The sequence below is a fragment of the Limnohabitans sp. JirII-31 genome (assembly GCF_002778315.1).
GTDB lineage: Bacteria > Pseudomonadota > Gammaproteobacteria > Burkholderiales > Burkholderiaceae_C > Limnohabitans.
Map to the genome: position 1 here is coordinate 1 of NZ_NESA01000008.1, position 15,481 is coordinate 15,481.

Annotated in this window: 20 protein-coding genes; 1 reads left to right on the forward strand and 19 read right to left on the reverse strand. The window is 58.7% G+C overall.

Going from position 1 to position 15,481, the window contains the following annotated elements; all coding sequences use genetic code 11:
* Positions 1–554: 554 nt before the first annotated feature.
* The gene (locus B9Z41_RS10860) at positions 555–953 is read right to left on the reverse strand and encodes a GIY-YIG nuclease family protein (protein ID WP_100147103.1); all 399 of its coding nucleotides are present in this window, start codon (positions 951–953) and stop codon (positions 555–557) included.
* Between the two features lie 230 nt (positions 954–1,183).
* Between B9Z41_RS10860 and B9Z41_RS17340 the strand changes: the two genes are divergently transcribed.
* Positions 1,184–1,357 (forward strand): hypothetical protein, encoded by a 174-nt coding sequence (locus tag B9Z41_RS17340; RefSeq protein WP_369823326.1) that lies wholly within the window; start codon positions 1,184–1,186, stop codon positions 1,355–1,357.
* A gap of 15 nt (positions 1,358–1,372) precedes the next feature.
* Here B9Z41_RS17340 and hisF read toward each other — a convergent pair whose 3' ends face one another.
* From hisF to B9Z41_RS10950, 18 genes are read right to left on the reverse strand one after another with little or no spacing between them, the layout of a single operon-like run.
* Entirely contained in the window at positions 1,373–2,173 is an 801-nt protein-coding gene (hisF, locus tag B9Z41_RS10870) for an imidazole glycerol phosphate synthase subunit HisF (protein ID WP_100147105.1), read from the reverse strand.
* Between the two features lie 21 nt (positions 2,174–2,194).
* Positions 2,195–3,034, reverse strand: a complete 840-nt coding sequence (locus B9Z41_RS10875; RefSeq protein ID WP_100147106.1) for a D-hexose-6-phosphate mutarotase — start codon at positions 3,032–3,034, stop codon at positions 2,195–2,197.
* 43 nt (positions 3,035–3,077) lie between these two features.
* Complete coding sequence (gene hisA / locus B9Z41_RS10880; protein ID WP_100147242.1) at positions 3,078–3,818, reverse strand: 1-(5-phosphoribosyl)-5-[(5-phosphoribosylamino)methylideneamino]imidazole-4-carboxamide isomerase; 741 nt, start codon at positions 3,816–3,818, stop codon at positions 3,078–3,080.
* A 40-nt stretch (positions 3,819–3,858) separates the two neighbouring features.
* Positions 3,859–4,515, reverse strand: coding sequence for an imidazole glycerol phosphate synthase subunit HisH (gene hisH, locus B9Z41_RS10885; RefSeq protein WP_369823327.1), 657 nt, complete (start codon positions 4,513–4,515; stop codon positions 3,859–3,861).
* Positions 4,506–5,099 (reverse strand): imidazoleglycerol-phosphate dehydratase HisB, encoded by a 594-nt coding sequence (gene hisB, locus B9Z41_RS17155; protein ID WP_199172979.1) that lies wholly within the window; start codon positions 5,097–5,099, stop codon positions 4,506–4,508. The genes hisH and hisB overlap by 10 nt, the downstream gene beginning before the upstream one ends.
* Positions 5,100–5,108: 9 nt before the next feature.
* The gene (gene hisC / locus B9Z41_RS17160; protein WP_199172980.1) at positions 5,109–6,221 is read right to left on the reverse strand and encodes a histidinol-phosphate transaminase; all 1,113 of its coding nucleotides are present in this window, start codon (positions 6,219–6,221) and stop codon (positions 5,109–5,111) included.
* A 2-nt stretch (positions 6,222–6,223) separates the two neighbouring features.
* Complete coding sequence (hisD, locus tag B9Z41_RS10895) at positions 6,224–7,567, reverse strand: histidinol dehydrogenase (RefSeq protein WP_100147108.1); 1,344 nt, start codon at positions 7,565–7,567, stop codon at positions 6,224–6,226.
* A 26-nt stretch (positions 7,568–7,593) separates the two neighbouring features.
* A complete protein-coding gene (hisG, locus tag B9Z41_RS10900) occupies positions 7,594–8,262 on the reverse strand; it encodes an ATP phosphoribosyltransferase (protein WP_100147243.1) in 669 nt (222 codons plus the stop codon).
* 28 nt (positions 8,263–8,290) lie between these two features.
* Positions 8,291–9,568 carry a UDP-N-acetylglucosamine 1-carboxyvinyltransferase gene (gene murA / locus B9Z41_RS10905; RefSeq protein WP_100147109.1) on the reverse strand — a complete coding sequence of 426 codons (1,278 nt, stop codon included), beginning with the start codon at positions 9,566–9,568 and terminating at the stop codon, positions 8,291–8,293.
* A 12-nt stretch (positions 9,569–9,580) separates the two neighbouring features.
* Positions 9,581–9,835 carry a BolA family protein gene (locus tag B9Z41_RS10910; RefSeq protein WP_100147110.1) on the reverse strand — a complete coding sequence of 85 codons (255 nt, stop codon included), beginning with the start codon at positions 9,833–9,835 and terminating at the stop codon, positions 9,581–9,583.
* 7 nt (positions 9,836–9,842) lie between these two features.
* On the reverse strand, positions 9,843–10,622 hold the full coding sequence (locus B9Z41_RS10915; protein WP_100147111.1) for an ABC transporter permease: 780 nt from the start codon (positions 10,620–10,622) through the stop codon (positions 9,843–9,845).
* Positions 10,619–11,539, reverse strand: coding sequence for an ABC transporter ATP-binding protein (locus tag B9Z41_RS10920; protein ID WP_100147112.1), 921 nt, complete (start codon positions 11,537–11,539; stop codon positions 10,619–10,621). The genes B9Z41_RS10915 and B9Z41_RS10920 overlap by 4 nt, the downstream gene beginning before the upstream one ends.
* Before the next feature lie 50 nt (positions 11,540–11,589).
* On the reverse strand, positions 11,590–11,880 hold the full coding sequence (locus B9Z41_RS10925) for a lipid asymmetry maintenance protein MlaB (protein WP_100147113.1): 291 nt from the start codon (positions 11,878–11,880) through the stop codon (positions 11,590–11,592).
* A 3-nt stretch (positions 11,881–11,883) separates the two neighbouring features.
* Positions 11,884–12,549: a phospholipid-binding protein MlaC gene (locus tag B9Z41_RS10930; RefSeq protein ID WP_100147114.1), complete on the reverse strand. Its 666-nt coding sequence runs from the start codon at positions 12,547–12,549 to the stop codon at positions 11,884–11,886.
* 45 nt (positions 12,550–12,594) lie between these two features.
* Positions 12,595–13,347, reverse strand: coding sequence for a VacJ family lipoprotein (locus B9Z41_RS10935; RefSeq protein ID WP_100147115.1), 753 nt, complete (start codon positions 13,345–13,347; stop codon positions 12,595–12,597).
* The gene (gene mlaD, locus B9Z41_RS10940; RefSeq protein ID WP_100147116.1) at positions 13,344–13,826 is read right to left on the reverse strand and encodes an outer membrane lipid asymmetry maintenance protein MlaD; all 483 of its coding nucleotides are present in this window, start codon (positions 13,824–13,826) and stop codon (positions 13,344–13,346) included. The genes B9Z41_RS10935 and mlaD overlap by 4 nt, the downstream gene beginning before the upstream one ends.
* A gap of 15 nt (positions 13,827–13,841) precedes the next feature.
* Positions 13,842–14,618, reverse strand: coding sequence for a lipid asymmetry maintenance ABC transporter permease subunit MlaE (gene mlaE, locus B9Z41_RS10945; RefSeq protein ID WP_100147117.1), 777 nt, complete (start codon positions 14,616–14,618; stop codon positions 13,842–13,844).
* Positions 14,615–15,448 (reverse strand): ABC transporter ATP-binding protein, encoded by an 834-nt coding sequence (locus B9Z41_RS10950; protein WP_100147118.1) that lies wholly within the window; start codon positions 15,446–15,448, stop codon positions 14,615–14,617. The genes mlaE and B9Z41_RS10950 overlap by 4 nt, the downstream gene beginning before the upstream one ends.
* Positions 15,449–15,481 lie beyond the last annotated feature (33 nt).

The window sequence follows — 15,481 nt, forward strand, 5'->3', positions numbered from 1 at the left end:
TATTCGCCACGATGCTCTTGCAACATGCGAACAGCGCGTTCGCGCACTTCGGGGGAAAAACGATTTGATTTGCTCATAGCTCCATCTTCTCAAAGGTTGGAGCCTCCTCAAAACACGGGGCGATTCAATGACCTCTCATGTGGGTTGAAGTTGAAGACCAGATCATGAGCAAAGCAGTTGCGGAGAATTCGCCAAAAGGTAAACCAAGGCTGCGCCTTGAGTTTGTCAATTTGTCCGGTTTCGTGACAGTACAACTTCGTCAGAGGGAATAGGTCTGTAAGGGCGGACCTGTATGCAAGCATGTAGAAGTCGTCGATCGCGATCTTCATTGTCTTCTCGTCGTGAATCAGTTGCTTCACGTTCGAGAAGAGATGGAGCTTCGGGTCAATCGCGTCGTGTATTGCGTCGAAGATCACGGGCGTGTCTGGATAGCTCCATAGTACGAGGCTGGCGTACGCGAGCTGAATACGATTGATGGCTGTTCGATACTGCCCAAGGAGCGGAGAAGTTGGTTCCATGTGGCCTAACGCTTGAGCTGCGCCGCGAGCGCAGGGTTAGGCCGCGCCATTTAGGCGCTTGGCTGTCTCCTGCCTCAGATTCCTGAAAATGGCAGATCCTCGTTGAACGTTTAGCGAGCTGGCAGTCGCATCCTTTCGAAGTGTGTGCCGAAAAAGTGCTTCCAACTCGGCAATCTGTTCTTGAGTGATGTTGTCCCAAACTTCATAGACAGAGCAATGCGTCCATTGATCCACTTTGGATCCCTTGCTATGGCTAAACAACCTCCCTTTTGCTCCGGTATCGGTCATTCCGACGTACATCAAATTCATGTAGTCATTTTTGTCCTTGCGATAGAGCGCGTACAAGCCTCTTATCTTCTTTGGTAGGGAGGAGATCTCATCTGCTGAAACAAACTCGTGAAACGATTTGAAGAGGAGAGAAGTTGCTTGGCGCACTATGTTGACTCCAGGATAAATGCGGTACGGGCAGCTTGCGCGGCCTAACTTTGATGTAAAAAACAAATCAGCCAATATGGCTAGCGTTTGTCGGACAACACGGCCGAACTGTTTGCAAAAAAACGTTTGGCATCATTGGCTTACTCTTTGGTACTGTGTTTACGTAAAGGCATAACAAATCCGAGAAAGTCGCCGCGCCCCCTTTGGCTTCGAAGCGCCTGCTCGATCAGGTGCGCGAACGCATTCGTTACCTTCACTATAGTCTCAAAACAGAGAAGGCCCACCTATATTGGGTGCGTTTTTTTGTACTTTGGAATTCAAAACAAGGCAGCATGCGGCACCCCAAGAAAATGGGGTCGGCAAGCGGCACGGCCAGCCCTTTGAATGCCTTGCTCAGCGTTTGAGCAAGGCATCAAACGTCACAAGCGCACAGGTATCCCACGCTCACGCATGCGTTGCTTGGCTTGTTGCACGGTGTATTCGCCATAGTGAAAAATGCTGGCCGCCAGCACCGCATCGGCACCGCCTTGCTGCACACCATCGGCCAAGTGGTCCAGGTTGCCCACCCCACCCGAGGCAATGACAGGCACCGACACGGCATCGGCCACAGCGCGGGTCAAAGCCAAATCAAAGCCCGACTTGGTGCCGTCACGGTCCATGCTGGTGAGCAAAATTTCACCAGCGCCGTGCTCGGCCATTTGGGTGGCCCAGGCCACCGCATCCAGGCCCACGTTTTTGCGCCCGCCATGGCTGAAAACATCCCAGCCGGGGCCCATCGGCAAACCGTTGGCGCCCATGCGTTGTTCTTCTTCAGGGTTGCGGCGCTTGGCGTCGATGGCCACCACAATGCACTGGGCACCGTATTTGGCCGAGGCGTCACAGATCACTTGCGGATTGGCAATGGCGGCTGAGTTGAAGCTCACCTTGTCGGCGCCGGCGTTGAGCAAGCGGCGCACATCGTCCACCGTGCGCACGCCACCGCCCACTGTGAGCGGAATGAACACCTGGCTGGCCACGGCTTCGATGATGTGCAAGATGACGTCACGCGCGTCGCTGGTGGCCGTGATGTCCAAAAACGTCAACTCATCGGCGCCTTGCTCGTTGTAGCGTGCGGCAATTTCCACCGGATCTCCCGCATCACGCAGCTCCACAAAGTTGACGCCTTTGACCACGCGACCACCGGTCACGTCAAGGCAAGGAATGATGCGTTTAGCGAGCATAGGGGTCCAGCAGGTAAGTTCTCAAGAAACAGTCAAACGTTGCCAACCCAGCCATTGGCCAGCGGCAGGCACAGCGATGGGCTCGTACACCTGAGCCGCCTCCACGCACACCATGCGCGCAAAGCCGTCAGGGGGCATGTCCGCCAGTGTGGCGCATTTCTCGGGGCCAGGGTTCCAAACCACCGATTGGCCCCAGGACGGGCTTTGTTCGATGCACAGCACGCCGCTGCCATCTTGCACGCGCAGCGGGCCAGGCGCGGCGGCGTACACACGGTCGAACTCGCCATCAAAGTACAGGGCCTCATCGGCCACGCCATGCACATCGGCCACGGCATCCCATTCGGCTTGGCCCTGCAAACCGGTCACATCGGTCAAATCAATGTCATCCACCGCCAGGTAGGTATGCAAAGCACCGGTGAAGCTCAGAGCTTGGGTGTCGGTGTTGTGCACTGACAAGCTCAGCATCAGTTGCCCAGGTTGCAACTGCACGCGCAGTTGCGCCACAAATTGCTGCGGCCACATGGCGCATGTGTGCGCATCTGCCGTCAGCGTGACATCGATGTGAGCCTGCGCGCCGCCCACACGTGAACCCGCCAACGCCCACGCCATGGTGCGAGCAAAGCCATGCTTGGGCAAGGGGCCGCGCTGGTTGAATTGCGGAAAGCACACCGGTACGCCACCACGGATGGCCGACTGGCCATCCCACAAATTACGGGGGCTCAGAAACAAACGCTCACGCCCCTGGCTGACCCACGACAGCACGTGTGCACCGTGCAAGGCCACCAACACGCTGTCGCCGCAGGGCAGCGTCAGGCGATGGCAATCCAGGCCTTGAAAAACTTCAGGAGTAGCGGTCAACATGCGGGGGCTTCAGGCGCAGGCAGCGCAACCCGCGCACGTGTGCTTAGCCATTGAGCTCGTCAGCGCGGGCTTGGGCTTTTTCAAAATCCAAATCGCCGCTGTAAATGGCACGACCACAAATCACGCCTTCCACGCCTTCGTCTTCCACGGCGCACAACTGGTCAATGTCGGCCATGTTGGACAAACCGCCGGAGGCGATGACGGGAATGGTCAGGGCCTGTGCCAGTTTGACGGTGGCTTCGATGTTGATGCCGCTGAGCATGCCGTCACGCCCAATATCGGTGTAGATGATGGACTCCACGCCATAGTCTTCAAACTTCTTGCCCAAATCTGCCACTTCGTGGCCGGTCAGTTTGCTCCAGCCATCGGTGGCCACTTTGCCGTCTTTGGCATCGAGACCCACGATGATGTGGCCGCCAAACGCACTGCATGCATCGCGCAAGAAACCTGGGTTTTTCACCGCAGCCGTGCCAATGATGACGTAGCGCAAACCCGCGTCGATGTATTTTTCAATCGTGTCCAAGTCACGGATGCCACCACCGAGCTGCACCGGAATGTCCTGGCCCACGGCTTTCAAAATGGCTTTGATGGCCAGGTTGTTTTGCGGTTTGCCCGCGAACGCGCCGTTCAAGTCCACCAGGTGCAAACGTCGCGCACCTTTGGCCACCCAGTTCAACGCCATTTGCGCGGGGTCTTCGCCAAACGTGGTGGCCTGGTCCATGTCGCCTTGTTTGAGGCGCACGCAATGTCCGTCTTTGAGGTCAATCGCAGGAATAAGTAGCATGGTGACAAAGGGCTTCAAGCAGGCCCGGTGAGGTGAAAGATCAGGGTGTCCAGTGCAGAAAATTGCGGTACAGGGTCAAACCATGTGTCGCACTTTTTTCTGGGTGAAATTGTGTCGCAAAAATATTATCGCGTGACACGGCGCAGGTGAACAAATCACCGTAGTCCGTTTGCGCGGCGCTATGGGCCAAGTCTTTGGGGCGTGCATAAAAGCTGTGCACGAAATAGAAGTAACTGTTGTCGGGCACGTCTTGCCACATGGGGTGGGCTCGGGTTTGCAACACCTGGTTCCAGCCCATCTGCGGCACCTTAAAGCGGCTGCCATCGGCCTGGGTGCGCCCGGCCAAATCAAACTTCACCACCTCACCCGGAATCAACCCCAGGCCTGGGGTGTCGCCTTCCGCGCTGTGGTCGAGCAGCATTTGCATGCCCACGCACACGCCAAACAAAGGTTTCTTGTGCGCAGCATCCAGCACAGCGTCCATCAAGCCCGACTCGCGCAACTCGCGCATGCAATCGGGCATGGCACCTTGGCCAGGCAAAACCACGCGGTGTGCATCACGCACCACCTGTGGGTCAGATGTGACCACCACGTCGGCATGGTCCACCACTGAAGCGGCGTGCATCACTGCCTGCGCCACCGAGCGCAGGTTGCCCATGCCGTAATCCACGACTGCGACTTTGTTGTTCAAAGCGATCCCTTGGTAGAAGGGATGATGCCCACCGAACGGGGGTCCAGCTCCAAGGCTGCACGCAGGGCGCGGGCAAACGCTTTGAAGACTGTCTCGGCCTGGTGGTGCGCGTTCTCACCACGCAAGTTGTCAATGTGCAAGGTAACGAACGCGTGGTTCACAAAACCCTGGAAGAACTCAAACGCCAGCTGGCTGTCGAACTCGCCAATCATGCCGCTCTTGAACGGCACGTGCATCACCAAGCCAGGACGGCCTGAAAAATCGACCACCACGCGGCTCAGGGCTTCATCGAGCGGCACGTAGGCATGGCCATAGCGGCGAATGCCTTTTTTGTCGCCCACCGCTTTGGCAAACGCCTGGCCCAAGGTGATGCCCACGTCTTCCACCGTGTGGTGGCCATCGATGTGCAAATCACCTTCGGCATGGATGTCCAAATCGATCAAGCCGTGGCGCGCAATTTGGTCCAGCATGTGGTCAAAAAAACCAATGCCGGTGGACAGCTTGGACTGACCCGTGCCATCCAGGTTGACCTTGACGGTGATGCGGGTCTCGGCGGTGTTGCGGCTGACTTCAGCGGTGCGGGCGGTCATGCGGGGCTTTCAAGAAAGGGCAGAGGTCAAGGCGGCCAAGAGTTGTGCGTTTTCATCCGGCGTTCCCACCGTCAAGCGCAGGCAGTTGGCCAGCAATGGATGCATTTTAGAAACGTTCTTCACCAACACGTGGCGTGCTTTGAGCGCGGCAAACACGTGGCTGGCAGCACTGTCGGCGTCCCCCTGCGGCGCTGCAAAGCGCACCAGCATCATGTTGGCATCGCTGGCATAGGGCGTCACACCCGGCAACTGCTGCAAGGCCTTGAACAACACCTCGCGCTCCGCGCGGATGGTGGCAGCCTGCACCGCAAACACATCGGCATGCTCCAACGCAAACAAAGCGCACTCGGCGTTGAGCACGCTCACGTTGTAGGGCGGACGCAGTTTGTCGACTTCATGCACCAGCGCCGTCGGGCCCACCATGTAGCCCAAGCGGATGCCGGCCAAACCGAACTTGGACAAGGTGCGCATTAACAACACATGCGCATTGGCCGCTGGGTGCTGGCGGATTTCATCCAACCAGCTGCGGCTCGAAAACGGCTGGTAAGCCTCGTCCATGACCACCAGGCCACCGTAGGCGCTGACTTGGGCAATGAGGCGACGAATCACCGACTCGTCCCACAAATTGGCGGTGGGGTTGTTGGGGTAAGCCAAGTACACGATGGCCGGTTCGTGCTGCGCAATGGCCTGCGACATGGCGGACTCGTCCAGTTCAAAGTCAGCCGTCAAAGGCACGCCGATGTAGGACAAGCCTTGCAGCTGCGCGCTCATGGCGTACATCACAAAGCCCGGTTCTGGGGCCAAAATTTTGGCGCCTGGCACATCGCAGGCCATGGCCAAGAGCGAGATCAATTCGTCCGAGCCATTGCCCAGCATCAGGCTGTGACCATGGGGTAATCCCACATAGCTGGTCAGGGCCGTCTTCAGGTCGTCGATGCGGGCCCCGGGGTAACGGTTGATCGCCACCTGCCCCAAGCGCTGGCCCAACTCGGCCTGCAAGGCGGGCGACAAGGAAAACGGGTTTTCCATCGCATCGAGTTTGACCATGCCCACCGAGTGCTGGATGGCATAGGCGTGCATGGACTGCACATCTTGGCGGATGAAACGCAATGGCGTGCTCATGCTCAATCTTTCTTCAAACGGAACTCGGCGGCCATGGCGTGGGCTTGCAAGCCTTCGCCATACGCCAACACGGCGGCAATCTTGCCCAGCGTCTGCGCACCCTGCTCGCTCACCTCAATCAGGCTGCTGCGCTTTTGAAAGTCGTACACCCCCAACGGCGAGCTGAAACGCGCGGTGCCGCTGGTGGGCAACACATGGTTGGGGCCCGCACAGTAGTCGCCCAGGCTCTCGCTGGTGTAGGCCCCCAAGAAGATGGCCCCCGCGTGCTTGAGCAACGGCTCCCAGCGGTGCGGCTCATGGCTCGACACCTCCAAGTGCTCGGGCGCAATACGGTTGCTGATGGCGCAGGCCTCTTCCATGCTGCGGGTGTGGATCAACACCCCACGGCCATTGAGCGATTTCTCGATGATGTCGCGCCGCGGCATCTGTGGCAGCAGTCGTTCGATCTCGGCTTGCACGCGGTCAATGTAGGCAGCGTCGGGGCACAGCAGCACGCTTTGCGCCAGTTCATCGTGCTCGGCCTGGCTGAACAAATCCATCGCCACCCAATCAGGCGGGGTGGAGCCATCGGCCAGCACCAAAATTTCGCTCGGACCCGCAATCATGTCGATGCCCACGGTGCCAAACACACGGCGTTTGGCAGCCGCCACATAAGCGTTGCCAGGGCCGGTGATTTTGTCCACCGCTGGCACCGTGGCCGTGCCATAGGCCAACGCCGCCACCGCTTGCGCGCCACCAATGGTGAAGGCGCGGCTGACCCCCGCCACATAAGCGGCAGCCAGCACCAAGGGGTTGCGTTCACCCTGTGCGGCGTTGGCCGCGTGTTTGTCGCGAGCGGGCGTGGGCACCACCATGATGATTTCGCCCACCCCCGCCACATGGGCGGGAATGGCGTTCATCAACACGCTCGATGGGTAGGCGGCTTTGCCACCCGGCACGTAAATGCCCACACGGTCGAGTGGCGTGACTTTTTGGCCCAGCAAGGTGCCATCGGCATCGCGGTAGCTCCAGCTCTCGCCACTGGCTTTGCGCTGTGCCTCGTGGTAGCTGCGCACACGGGCCGCCGCTGCCTGCAAGGCGTCACGCTGCTCGTTGGGCAAACCGTCGAAAGCGGCTTTGAGTTCGGCCTGCGTCAACTCCAGCGCGGCCATGCTGTGGGCTTTCAAGCCGTCGAAGCGCTCGGTGTATTCCAGCACCGCGGCATCGCCTCGAGCGCGCACATCGGCCAAGATGTCGGCTACACGTTGCTCAATGGCAGCATCGGTGTCAGCCGACCAATGCAGGCGCGCTTTGAAATCGGCTTCAAAGGTGGGGCTTGCGGTCGAGAGACGGAGCGGTTGTGCCATGGCAGGTGGGTGTCAGAAGTTGAGGGTTAACGGGCGGTAGGCAAGGCGGCTTCGAACGCATCGATGATGCGGCGAATGGCTGCTTGCTTCAATTTGAGGGCGGCTTGGTTGACCACCAAGCGTGAACTGATGTCCATGATGCGTTCGACCTCCACCAAGTGGTTGGCCTTGAGCGTGTTGCCGGTCGACACCAAGTCAACGATGGCATCGGCCAAACCAGTGAGCGGCGCCAACTCCATCGAGCCATACAGCTTGACCATGTCCACATGCACACCCTTGGAGGCAAAAAAGTCACGCGCAATCGCGGTGTATTTGGTGGCCACTTTCAACCGTGCGCCTTGCTTGACTTGGGCCGCGTAGTCAAAGTCGGCCCGTACGGCCACGCTCATGCGGCACTTGGCAATTTGCAAGTCCAACGGCTGGTACAGGCCCGTGGCCGCCACGCCGTTGGCGTAGCCCCCCCCGTGCTCGATCAAGGTATCCAAGCCGGTCACGCCCAAGTCGGCCCCGCCGTACTGCACGTAGGTTGGCACGTCGGAAGCACGCACCAGCACCACACGCACATTGGCGTGGTTGGTGGGCAAGATCAGCTTGCGCGATTTTTCAGGGTCTTCCAACACCTCAATGCCAGCGGCTTGGAGCAGCGGCATGGTTTCGTCAAAGATGCGGCCTTTGGAGAGCGCGAGTGTGATCATGTCATTTGCTTTCATGGCGTGAGGGCCATTATTTGACTCGTTCAATGTCAGCGCCAATGGCGCGCAGCTTGGCTTCCATCTTGTCGTAGCCACGGTCGAGGTGGTAGATGCGATCGACCAAGGTTTCCCCCTCGGCCACCAAGCCGGCAATCACCAACGAGGCCGAGGCCCGCAAGTCGGTGGCCATGACCGTAGCACCCGACAACTGGGGCACGCCTTCGAGCACCGCCACCTTGCCGTCGATCTGGATGTGCGCGCCCAAGCGCACCAACTCGTTGACGTGCATGAAGCGGTTTTCAAAAATGGTTTCGGTCACCTTCGATGCGCCCTGCGCAATGGCGTTGAGCACCATGAACTGCGCTTGCATGTCGGTGGGGAAACCGGGGTATTCGGTGGTGCGAAAGTTTTGCGCCTTGAGGTGCGCAAACGCTGGGGCTGCGCCTTGAATGCGAATGCCCTCAGGGGTGGCAGTGACGGTGGCACCTGCATCGCGCAGTTTATCGATCACCGCATCCAAATGGTCGGCACGGGCATGGCGCAAGAACACATCGCCCCCCGTGGCCGCCACGGCACACAAAAAGGTGCCCGCTTCAATGCGGTCAGCCACCACCTGGTGGTGGCAGCCGTTCAAACGTTCGACACCTTGAATGTGGATACGGCTGGTGCCATGGCCTTCAATCTTGGCGCCCATGGCGATCAGCATTTCGGCCAAGTCCGGAATTTCGGGCTCTTGGGCCGCGTTTTCCAACACCGTCTCACCATCGGCCAAAGCAGCGGCCATCAGGAAGTTTTCGGTGCCCGTGACCGTCACCATGTCGGTGGCAATGCGTGCGCCTTTCAGGCGTGTCAAACCCGGCTTGAGCTTGGCCAACATGTAGCCATGTGCCACCTCAATGTCGGCCCCCATGGCTTGCAAGCCCTTGATGTGCTGATCCACAGGACGCGACCCAATGGCACAACCACCAGGCAGCGACACCTTGGCGTGGCCAAAACGTGCCAGCAAAGGCCCCAGAGCCAACACCGAGGCACGCATGGTTTTGACCAACTCATACGGGGCTTCGGGGTTGTTCAAACTTCCTGCATTCAAATGCACCGCGCCTGCGTCATCGCGCTCAGCCGTGACGCCCATGTTGCGGATCAGCTTGAGCATGGTGGCCACGTCTTGCAGTTGCGGCACATTGCCCAGCACCACGACCTGGTCGGTCAGCAAGGCCGCGCACAGCTCGGGCAAAGCGGCATTCTTGGCACCCGAAATCAGCACCTCGCCGTTCAAGGTGCGACCACCGCGAATCAGTAATTTGTCCATACAGTGTGGGGCTCAGGCGCGGTCGGCAGCAGGCAGGGCTTGCCACTCGGCGGGGGTGTAGGTTTTCATCGACAAGGCATGGACCTCGTCGGTGTGCATTTTTTGGCCCAGCGTGGCATACACCCGCTGGTGGCGTTGAATCAGGCGCTTGCCCTCAAACTCTGCCGACACCAAGGTGGCGTACCAATGGCGACCATCGCCATCAACACGCAGATGTTCGCAGGGCAGGTTGGCAGCAATCAATGCCTGGAGTTCTTGTGCGTTCATGTGCTTGTTAGCCTCGAATTTTGTAGCCCGTGCGCAGCAAATGCAGCGCCACGCCCGAGACCAGAATCAGGCATGTCAGCACCAGCCCTAGGCTCAACCATGGCGAGACATCGCTTTGGCCAAAAAAGCCGTAACGGAAACCGTCAATCATGTAGAAGAAGGGGTTGAGGTGGCTCACGCTTTGCCAAAAGCTGGGCAAGGAATGGATGGAATAAAACACACCGCTCAAAAACGTCATCGGCATGATGACGAAGTTTTGAAACGCGGCCATTTGGTCGAACTTGTCGGCCCACAAGCCCGCAATCAAGCCCAGGCAACCGAGCATGGCAGCGCCGCAAGCGGCAAACACCAAAGCCCACAGCGGATAAGCAGGCAGCAACGAAGCGCTAACAACGGTGGACTGCCAGACAAACACGCTAGTCACCAGCAACACGCCCAAGCCCACCACCAAGCCACGCACCATGGCCGACAAGGTGTAGGCAAAGAACCAGCTCCAGTGCGACAGTGGCGTGAGCAACAAGAACACCAAGTTGCCCATGATCTTGCTTTGCACCAAGGACGATGAGCTGTTGGCAAACGCGTTTTGCAACACACTCATCATGACCAAGCCAGGAATCAAGAACGCGGTGTAGCTCACGCCGCTGTAGACCTGTACACGGTCTTCCAGCACATGGCCAAAGATCAGCAGGTACAGCACCGCCGTCAGCACAGGTGCCGCCACGGTTTGGAAACCCACCTTCCAAAAGCGCAGCACTTCTTTGTAAAACAGAGCGGTCCAGCCGGTCATACGCGCACCTCGTCGGAATGTGCAGCCATCACGTCCAAGAACACGTCTTCCAAATCGGCTTTGCGGATTTCGATGTCTTCGGCCACCAAGCCCGCTTCACGCACCGCAGCCAAGTAGCGCTCAATCTCCAAGGCATCATTGGCGGGCAGTTGCACGATGCGGCCGGTGACACGCGCCTTGGTCGCCAATGCAGCGGGCAACTCGGCATCGAGCTTGAAGCGCAACACATTGCTGGACGCGGCCTTGAGCAACTCGCTGGTGCTCTCCAGCGCCACCACCTTGCCCTGCTTGAGCATGGCAATGCGGCTGCACAAGGCTTCGGCCTCTTCCAGGTAGTGCGTGGTCAGCAACACGGTGTGACCTTGCTTGTTGAGCTTGGCAATGAATTGCCACAAGGTTTGGCGCAACTCCACGTCCACACCAGCGGTCGGCTCGTCGAGCACGATGACCGGCGGTTTGTGCACCAGCGCCTGCGCCACCAAGACGCGACGCTTCATACCGCCCGAGAGTTGGCGCATGTTGTGGTGGGCTTTGTCGGCCAGGCCAAGGCTATGCAATAACTCGTCAATCCAGTCGTCGTTGTGCTTGACGCCAAAGTAGCCCGACTGAAAGCGCAAGGTCTCGCGCACATTGAAGAAAGGGTCAAAAACTAACTCTTGCGGCACCACGCCCAACTGGCGTCGCGCCTGAGCGGCTTGGGTGTTGACATCAAAACCATGCACGGTCACGGCACCTGCCGTGGCTTTGCCCAAACCGGCAAGGATGCTGATCAAGGTGGTTTTGCCTGCGCCATTGGGGCCGAGCAAGCCGAAAAATTCGCCGGGCTCGATGTCAAAGCGCACACCATCGAGGGCCTGGAACGGTCCTCGGGCGGTGACATAGGTTTTGGAAACGGATTGGAAAGAGATAGCTGGCATGGGAAGCCTTAGATTTTAAGGCTTTGCCAGTACCCTTCGGGCGGCAACGCTCAGTTGAGCAAATCGGTCACGCCATAGACGCGCGCCAAGGCCTGCGCACGCTCGGGCAAGCCCTGAACTTGAAGCTGTCCGCCCTGCGCCAACACGGCACGACGGCAAGCCAACACCACGGCCAGGGCCGACGAATCGAACTGCGTCAGCGCCGACGCATCGACCACCGCTTGGCCTCCTTGCGCCAAGTTGGCCAGCAAGGTCTTCACCAAGGCGTCAGACACCGACTGGGCTTGCGCCTGGGTCAAGACGGCAGGCAGTGCCACGGGCAAGACAGCAGAGGCAGACATGGCTTATTTGGCGTCTGCTTTGCGCAGGCTGTTGGATTTGTTGCGCTCGACCAGGCTAGCGATCAAACCATCCACACCTTTGGCATTGATTTCCTGAGCGAACTGGGTGCGGTAGTTGTCGACCAACCACACACCCATCACATTCAGGTTGTAAATGCGCCAGCCCGAGGGTGCTTCGGGTGCTTTCTCGACCCGGTAGTCCAGTTGAATCGGGTCACCTTTGCCACGCACTTCGGTGCGCACAATCACCTCTTTGTCGTCGGGTGCTGAGCGCAAAGGTTTGACCACGATGGACTGGTCACTCACTTGGTTGACCGCGCCCGCATAGGTCCGTACCAGCAAAGCCTTGAACTCTTCTTGCAAGCGCTTTTGTTGCTCAGGGCTTGCTTGACGCCAGCCAGGCCCAACCGCAGACGCTGTCATGCGCTGGAAATTCAAATGCGGCATGACACGCTGATCAACCAGGACTGAAATTTTGTTGATGTCGCCAGACAGGATCGTCTTGTCGGCTTTGACGGTATCCAGCAAATCAGTAGATAAACGTTTGATAAAGGCGTCGGCGGTGTCGTCTGCAGCGAAAGCCGCGGGGCTGACGCCACAAACCAGGCCCAGGACCAGCGCAGCGAATGCGCGTGTCCAACTGCGGCGGGTGATGGAGGAGCAGGTCATTGGTATGAATCCATGAAAGGGGTGAGTGGTTAACGGCTGAGCGCGTTATTTGGCTGACGCCGGGGGTTCCGCGCTGTAGTCGGGCTCATCCTCGTCGGGCGGGTTGCCATCGTAAATTTGCGAACGACGGTATTGCAAATACGCATCACGCGTGAAGCTGTATTTGTCCAACGAAGCTTCTTCCAGCAAATTGCCTGCATTCAACAAACTGGCGCGTTTTTCAACAATGCGTAGAGCCATCGCGCTGTTGCGGGTAGGAATATGTTCTACCTGACGAACCGCATCCGCCGATGTGTCAAACGGCAAGCCCGCCGTGTCACGCACGGTGGATGGGCCCAGCAATGGCAACACCAAGTACGGACCATTCGGAACACCCCAGTAACCCAAGGTTTGACCAAAGTCTTCCAGATGCCGTTGCAACTTGATCTCGGTCGCCACGTCAAAGATGCCGTAAACACCAAACACAGTGTTCACCACCACGCGCATGAACGACTCGGCGGTGTCACGCCCCTTGAGCTGCAAGCCACTGTTGACGGTTGACCACATGTCCGACAAGTTGTTGAACACATTGCGCACGCCTTTTTGTACCAGCTCTGGCGTGACATCACGGTAGCCGGTGGCGACGGGCTTGAGCACGTTGTCATCCAGGCTGTCGTTGAAACGCGTGATGCTGCGGTTCATCGGCTCCAGCGGGTCTTTCGGATTGGCGTTAGGGCCTGTGGCACAGCCGCCCAGAAACACCAGCGCACTGGCACACACCAGTGCGCGTGCCCAATGCTTGACAGAACGCACGCTCATTTGGCGGTACCTTGGGCCGGGGCCGGGTCGGCCGCTTTGTTGTAGAGGAATTGGCTGATCAGGTTCTCCAGCACCACCGCAGATTGGGTGGACTGGATGCGGTCGCCATTGGCCAAGTTCTCGGCCTCAGAGCCGGCTTCAATGCCAATGTATTGCTCGCCCAGCAAACCGCTGGTCAAAATTTTCAAAGAACTGTCTTTGGGAAATTTGTAGCGACTCTCCATGGCCATGGTCACTGTGGCTTGAAAGGTTTTGTCGTCAAACGTGACCGACTCCACCCGCCCCACCACCACGCCTGAGCTTTTGACAGCGGCTTGGCGCTTCAGCCCACCGATGTTGTCAAAACGCGCTGTCACCGCGTAGGTGGACTGAAAATTCAGGCTCAACAAATTGGCCGACTTGAGAGCCAAAAACAAAATAGCTGCCGCCCCCAACAGGACAAACAAACCCACCCACAGATCATTTTTAGAGCGTTGCATTGCGTCGCCTCGAATTTAAATACTGAACATCATGGCGGTCAGAACAAAGTCCAACGCCAACACCGCCAAAGAAGCCACCACCACCGTGCGGGTGGTTGCACGCGACACGCCCTCGGGCGTGGGCTGCGCTTCGTAGCCTTGCAGCAACGCCACAAAGGTCACGGTGACACCAAAGACAAAACTTTTCACCACGCCGTTGCCCACGTCTTTCCAAACGTCAACACCGCCTTGCATCTGACTCCAAAACGACCCTGCGTCGACACCGATCATGAGCACGCCGACCATCCAGCCACCCAGCACGCCCACGGCGCTGAACACAGCCGCCAGCAAAGGCATGGTGATGATGCCGCCCCAAAAGCGCGGACCCAAAATGCGACGCACCGGATCCACGGCCATCAAGTCCATGGCGCTGAGTTGTTCGCCCGCTTTCATCAGGCCGATCTCGGCCGTCAACGAAGTACCGGCACGGCCCGCGAACAACAAGGCACTGACCACCGGGCCCAACTCGCGCACTAGGCTCAGGGCCACCAGCAAGCCCAGTGCCTCGGACGAGCCATAGCGCTGCAAGGTGTAGTAGCCCTGCAAGCTGAGCACAAAGCCCACAAACAAACCCGACACGGCAATGATGGCCAGCGAGTAGTTGCCCAAGAAATGGATTTGGTCACGCACCAAGCCAAAGCGGCGCATGTTGTCGCCAAACAAGCTGACCAAGCGCACGAACAAACGTGTGCCCTGCCCCAAGTCGGCCAAGTAGCTGCGAATGGCGAAGCCGACATTGGCGATGAACTTCATAGCGAACCTCCCACGCCAAAATCTTGCGCCACGGAGGGGCCGGGGTAATGAAAGCGCACCGGCCCTTCAGGCGCTGCGCTGACAAACTGATGCACCAAGGGGTCGGTGCTGTGACGCACTTCGTCGGGCGTGCCCTGTGCCGCGATCTTGCCGTTGGCCAGCACGATCACCTGATCGGCAATGTGGAAGGTCTCGTCCAAGTCGTGCGACACGATGACACTGGTCAACCCCAAGGTGTCGTTGAGCTGGCGAATCAAACGCGCAGCGGTGCCTAAGGAAATCGGGTCCAAGCCCGCAAAAGGCTCGTCATACATCACCAGCTGCGGGTCCAAGGCCATGGCACGGGCTAAGGCGACACGACGTGCCATGCCACCCGACACCTCAGACGGCATCAGATCGCGCGCACCGCGCAAGCCCACGGCTTCGAGCTTCATCAGCACAATGTCGCGCACCATGGATTCGCTCAAGTCGGTGTGCTCACGCAAGGGAAACGCCACGTTGTCAAACACGCTCAAGTCGGTGAACAAAGCGCCAAACTGAAACAGCATGCCCATGCGACGGCGCACGGCATACAAGCCCGCTTGGTCGAGGGTGGAGATTTCTTGGCCGTCAAATGTCAAGCTGCCCGACTGGGCGCGGTACTGCCCGCCGATGAGGCGCAAGACCGTGGTTTTGCCGCCACCTGAAGCGCCCATCAAGGCCGTGACCTTGCCACGTGGCACGGTCAGGCTGATGCCATCCAAGATGACGCGCTCGCCATAGCCAAAGCGGATGTCGCGCAGTTCGACCAAAGCGGATGAGTCGGTGGGGGTAGTTGGGGTGGAGGTCATAGAAAACAAAAGCCGGTGAGTGCCGGCTTTTGC

Excerpts from the sequence above, each read along its gene's own strand:
- hisF (WP_100147105.1), bottom strand. The coding sequence starts at position 2,173 with ATGCTCGCTAAACGCATCATTCCTTGCCTTGACGTGACCGGTGGTCGC.
- B9Z41_RS10875 (WP_100147106.1), bottom strand. The coding sequence starts at position 3,034 with ATGTTGACCGCTACTCCTGAAGTTTTTCAAGGCCTGGATTGCCATCGC.
- hisA (WP_100147242.1), bottom strand. The coding sequence starts at position 3,818 with ATGCTACTTATTCCTGCGATTGACCTCAAAGACGGACATTGCGTGCGC.
- hisB (WP_199172979.1), bottom strand. The coding sequence starts at position 5,099 with ATGACCGCCCGCACCGCTGAAGTCAGCCGCAACACCGCCGAGACCCGC.
- hisC (WP_199172980.1), bottom strand. The coding sequence starts at position 6,221 with ATGAGCACGCCATTGCGTTTCATCCGCCAAGATGTGCAGTCCATGCAC.
- hisD (WP_100147108.1), bottom strand. The coding sequence starts at position 7,567 with ATGGCACAACCGCTCCGTCTCTCGACCGCAAGCCCCACCTTTGAAGCC.
- hisG (WP_100147243.1), bottom strand. The coding sequence starts at position 8,262 with ATGATCACACTCGCGCTCTCCAAAGGCCGCATCTTTGACGAAACCATG.
- murA (WP_100147109.1), bottom strand. The coding sequence starts at position 9,568 with ATGGACAAATTACTGATTCGCGGTGGTCGCACCTTGAACGGCGAGGTG.
- B9Z41_RS10910 (WP_100147110.1), bottom strand. The coding sequence starts at position 9,835 with ATGAACGCACAAGAACTCCAGGCATTGATTGCTGCCAACCTGCCCTGC.
- B9Z41_RS10915 (WP_100147111.1), bottom strand. The coding sequence starts at position 10,622 with ATGACCGGCTGGACCGCTCTGTTTTACAAAGAAGTGCTGCGCTTTTGG.
- B9Z41_RS10920 (WP_100147112.1), bottom strand. The coding sequence starts at position 11,539 with ATGCCAGCTATCTCTTTCCAATCCGTTTCCAAAACCTATGTCACCGCC.
- B9Z41_RS10925 (WP_100147113.1), bottom strand. The coding sequence starts at position 11,880 with ATGTCTGCCTCTGCTGTCTTGCCCGTGGCACTGCCTGCCGTCTTGACC.
- B9Z41_RS10930 (WP_100147114.1), bottom strand. The coding sequence starts at position 12,549 with ATGACCTGCTCCTCCATCACCCGCCGCAGTTGGACACGCGCATTCGCT.
- B9Z41_RS10935 (WP_100147115.1), bottom strand. The coding sequence starts at position 13,347 with ATGAGCGTGCGTTCTGTCAAGCATTGGGCACGCGCACTGGTGTGTGCC.
- mlaD (WP_100147116.1), bottom strand. The coding sequence starts at position 13,826 with ATGCAACGCTCTAAAAATGATCTGTGGGTGGGTTTGTTTGTCCTGTTG.
- mlaE (WP_100147117.1), bottom strand. The coding sequence starts at position 14,618 with ATGAAGTTCATCGCCAATGTCGGCTTCGCCATTCGCAGCTACTTGGCC.
- B9Z41_RS10950 (WP_100147118.1), bottom strand. The coding sequence starts at position 15,448 with ATGACCTCCACCCCAACTACCCCCACCGACTCATCCGCTTTGGTCGAA.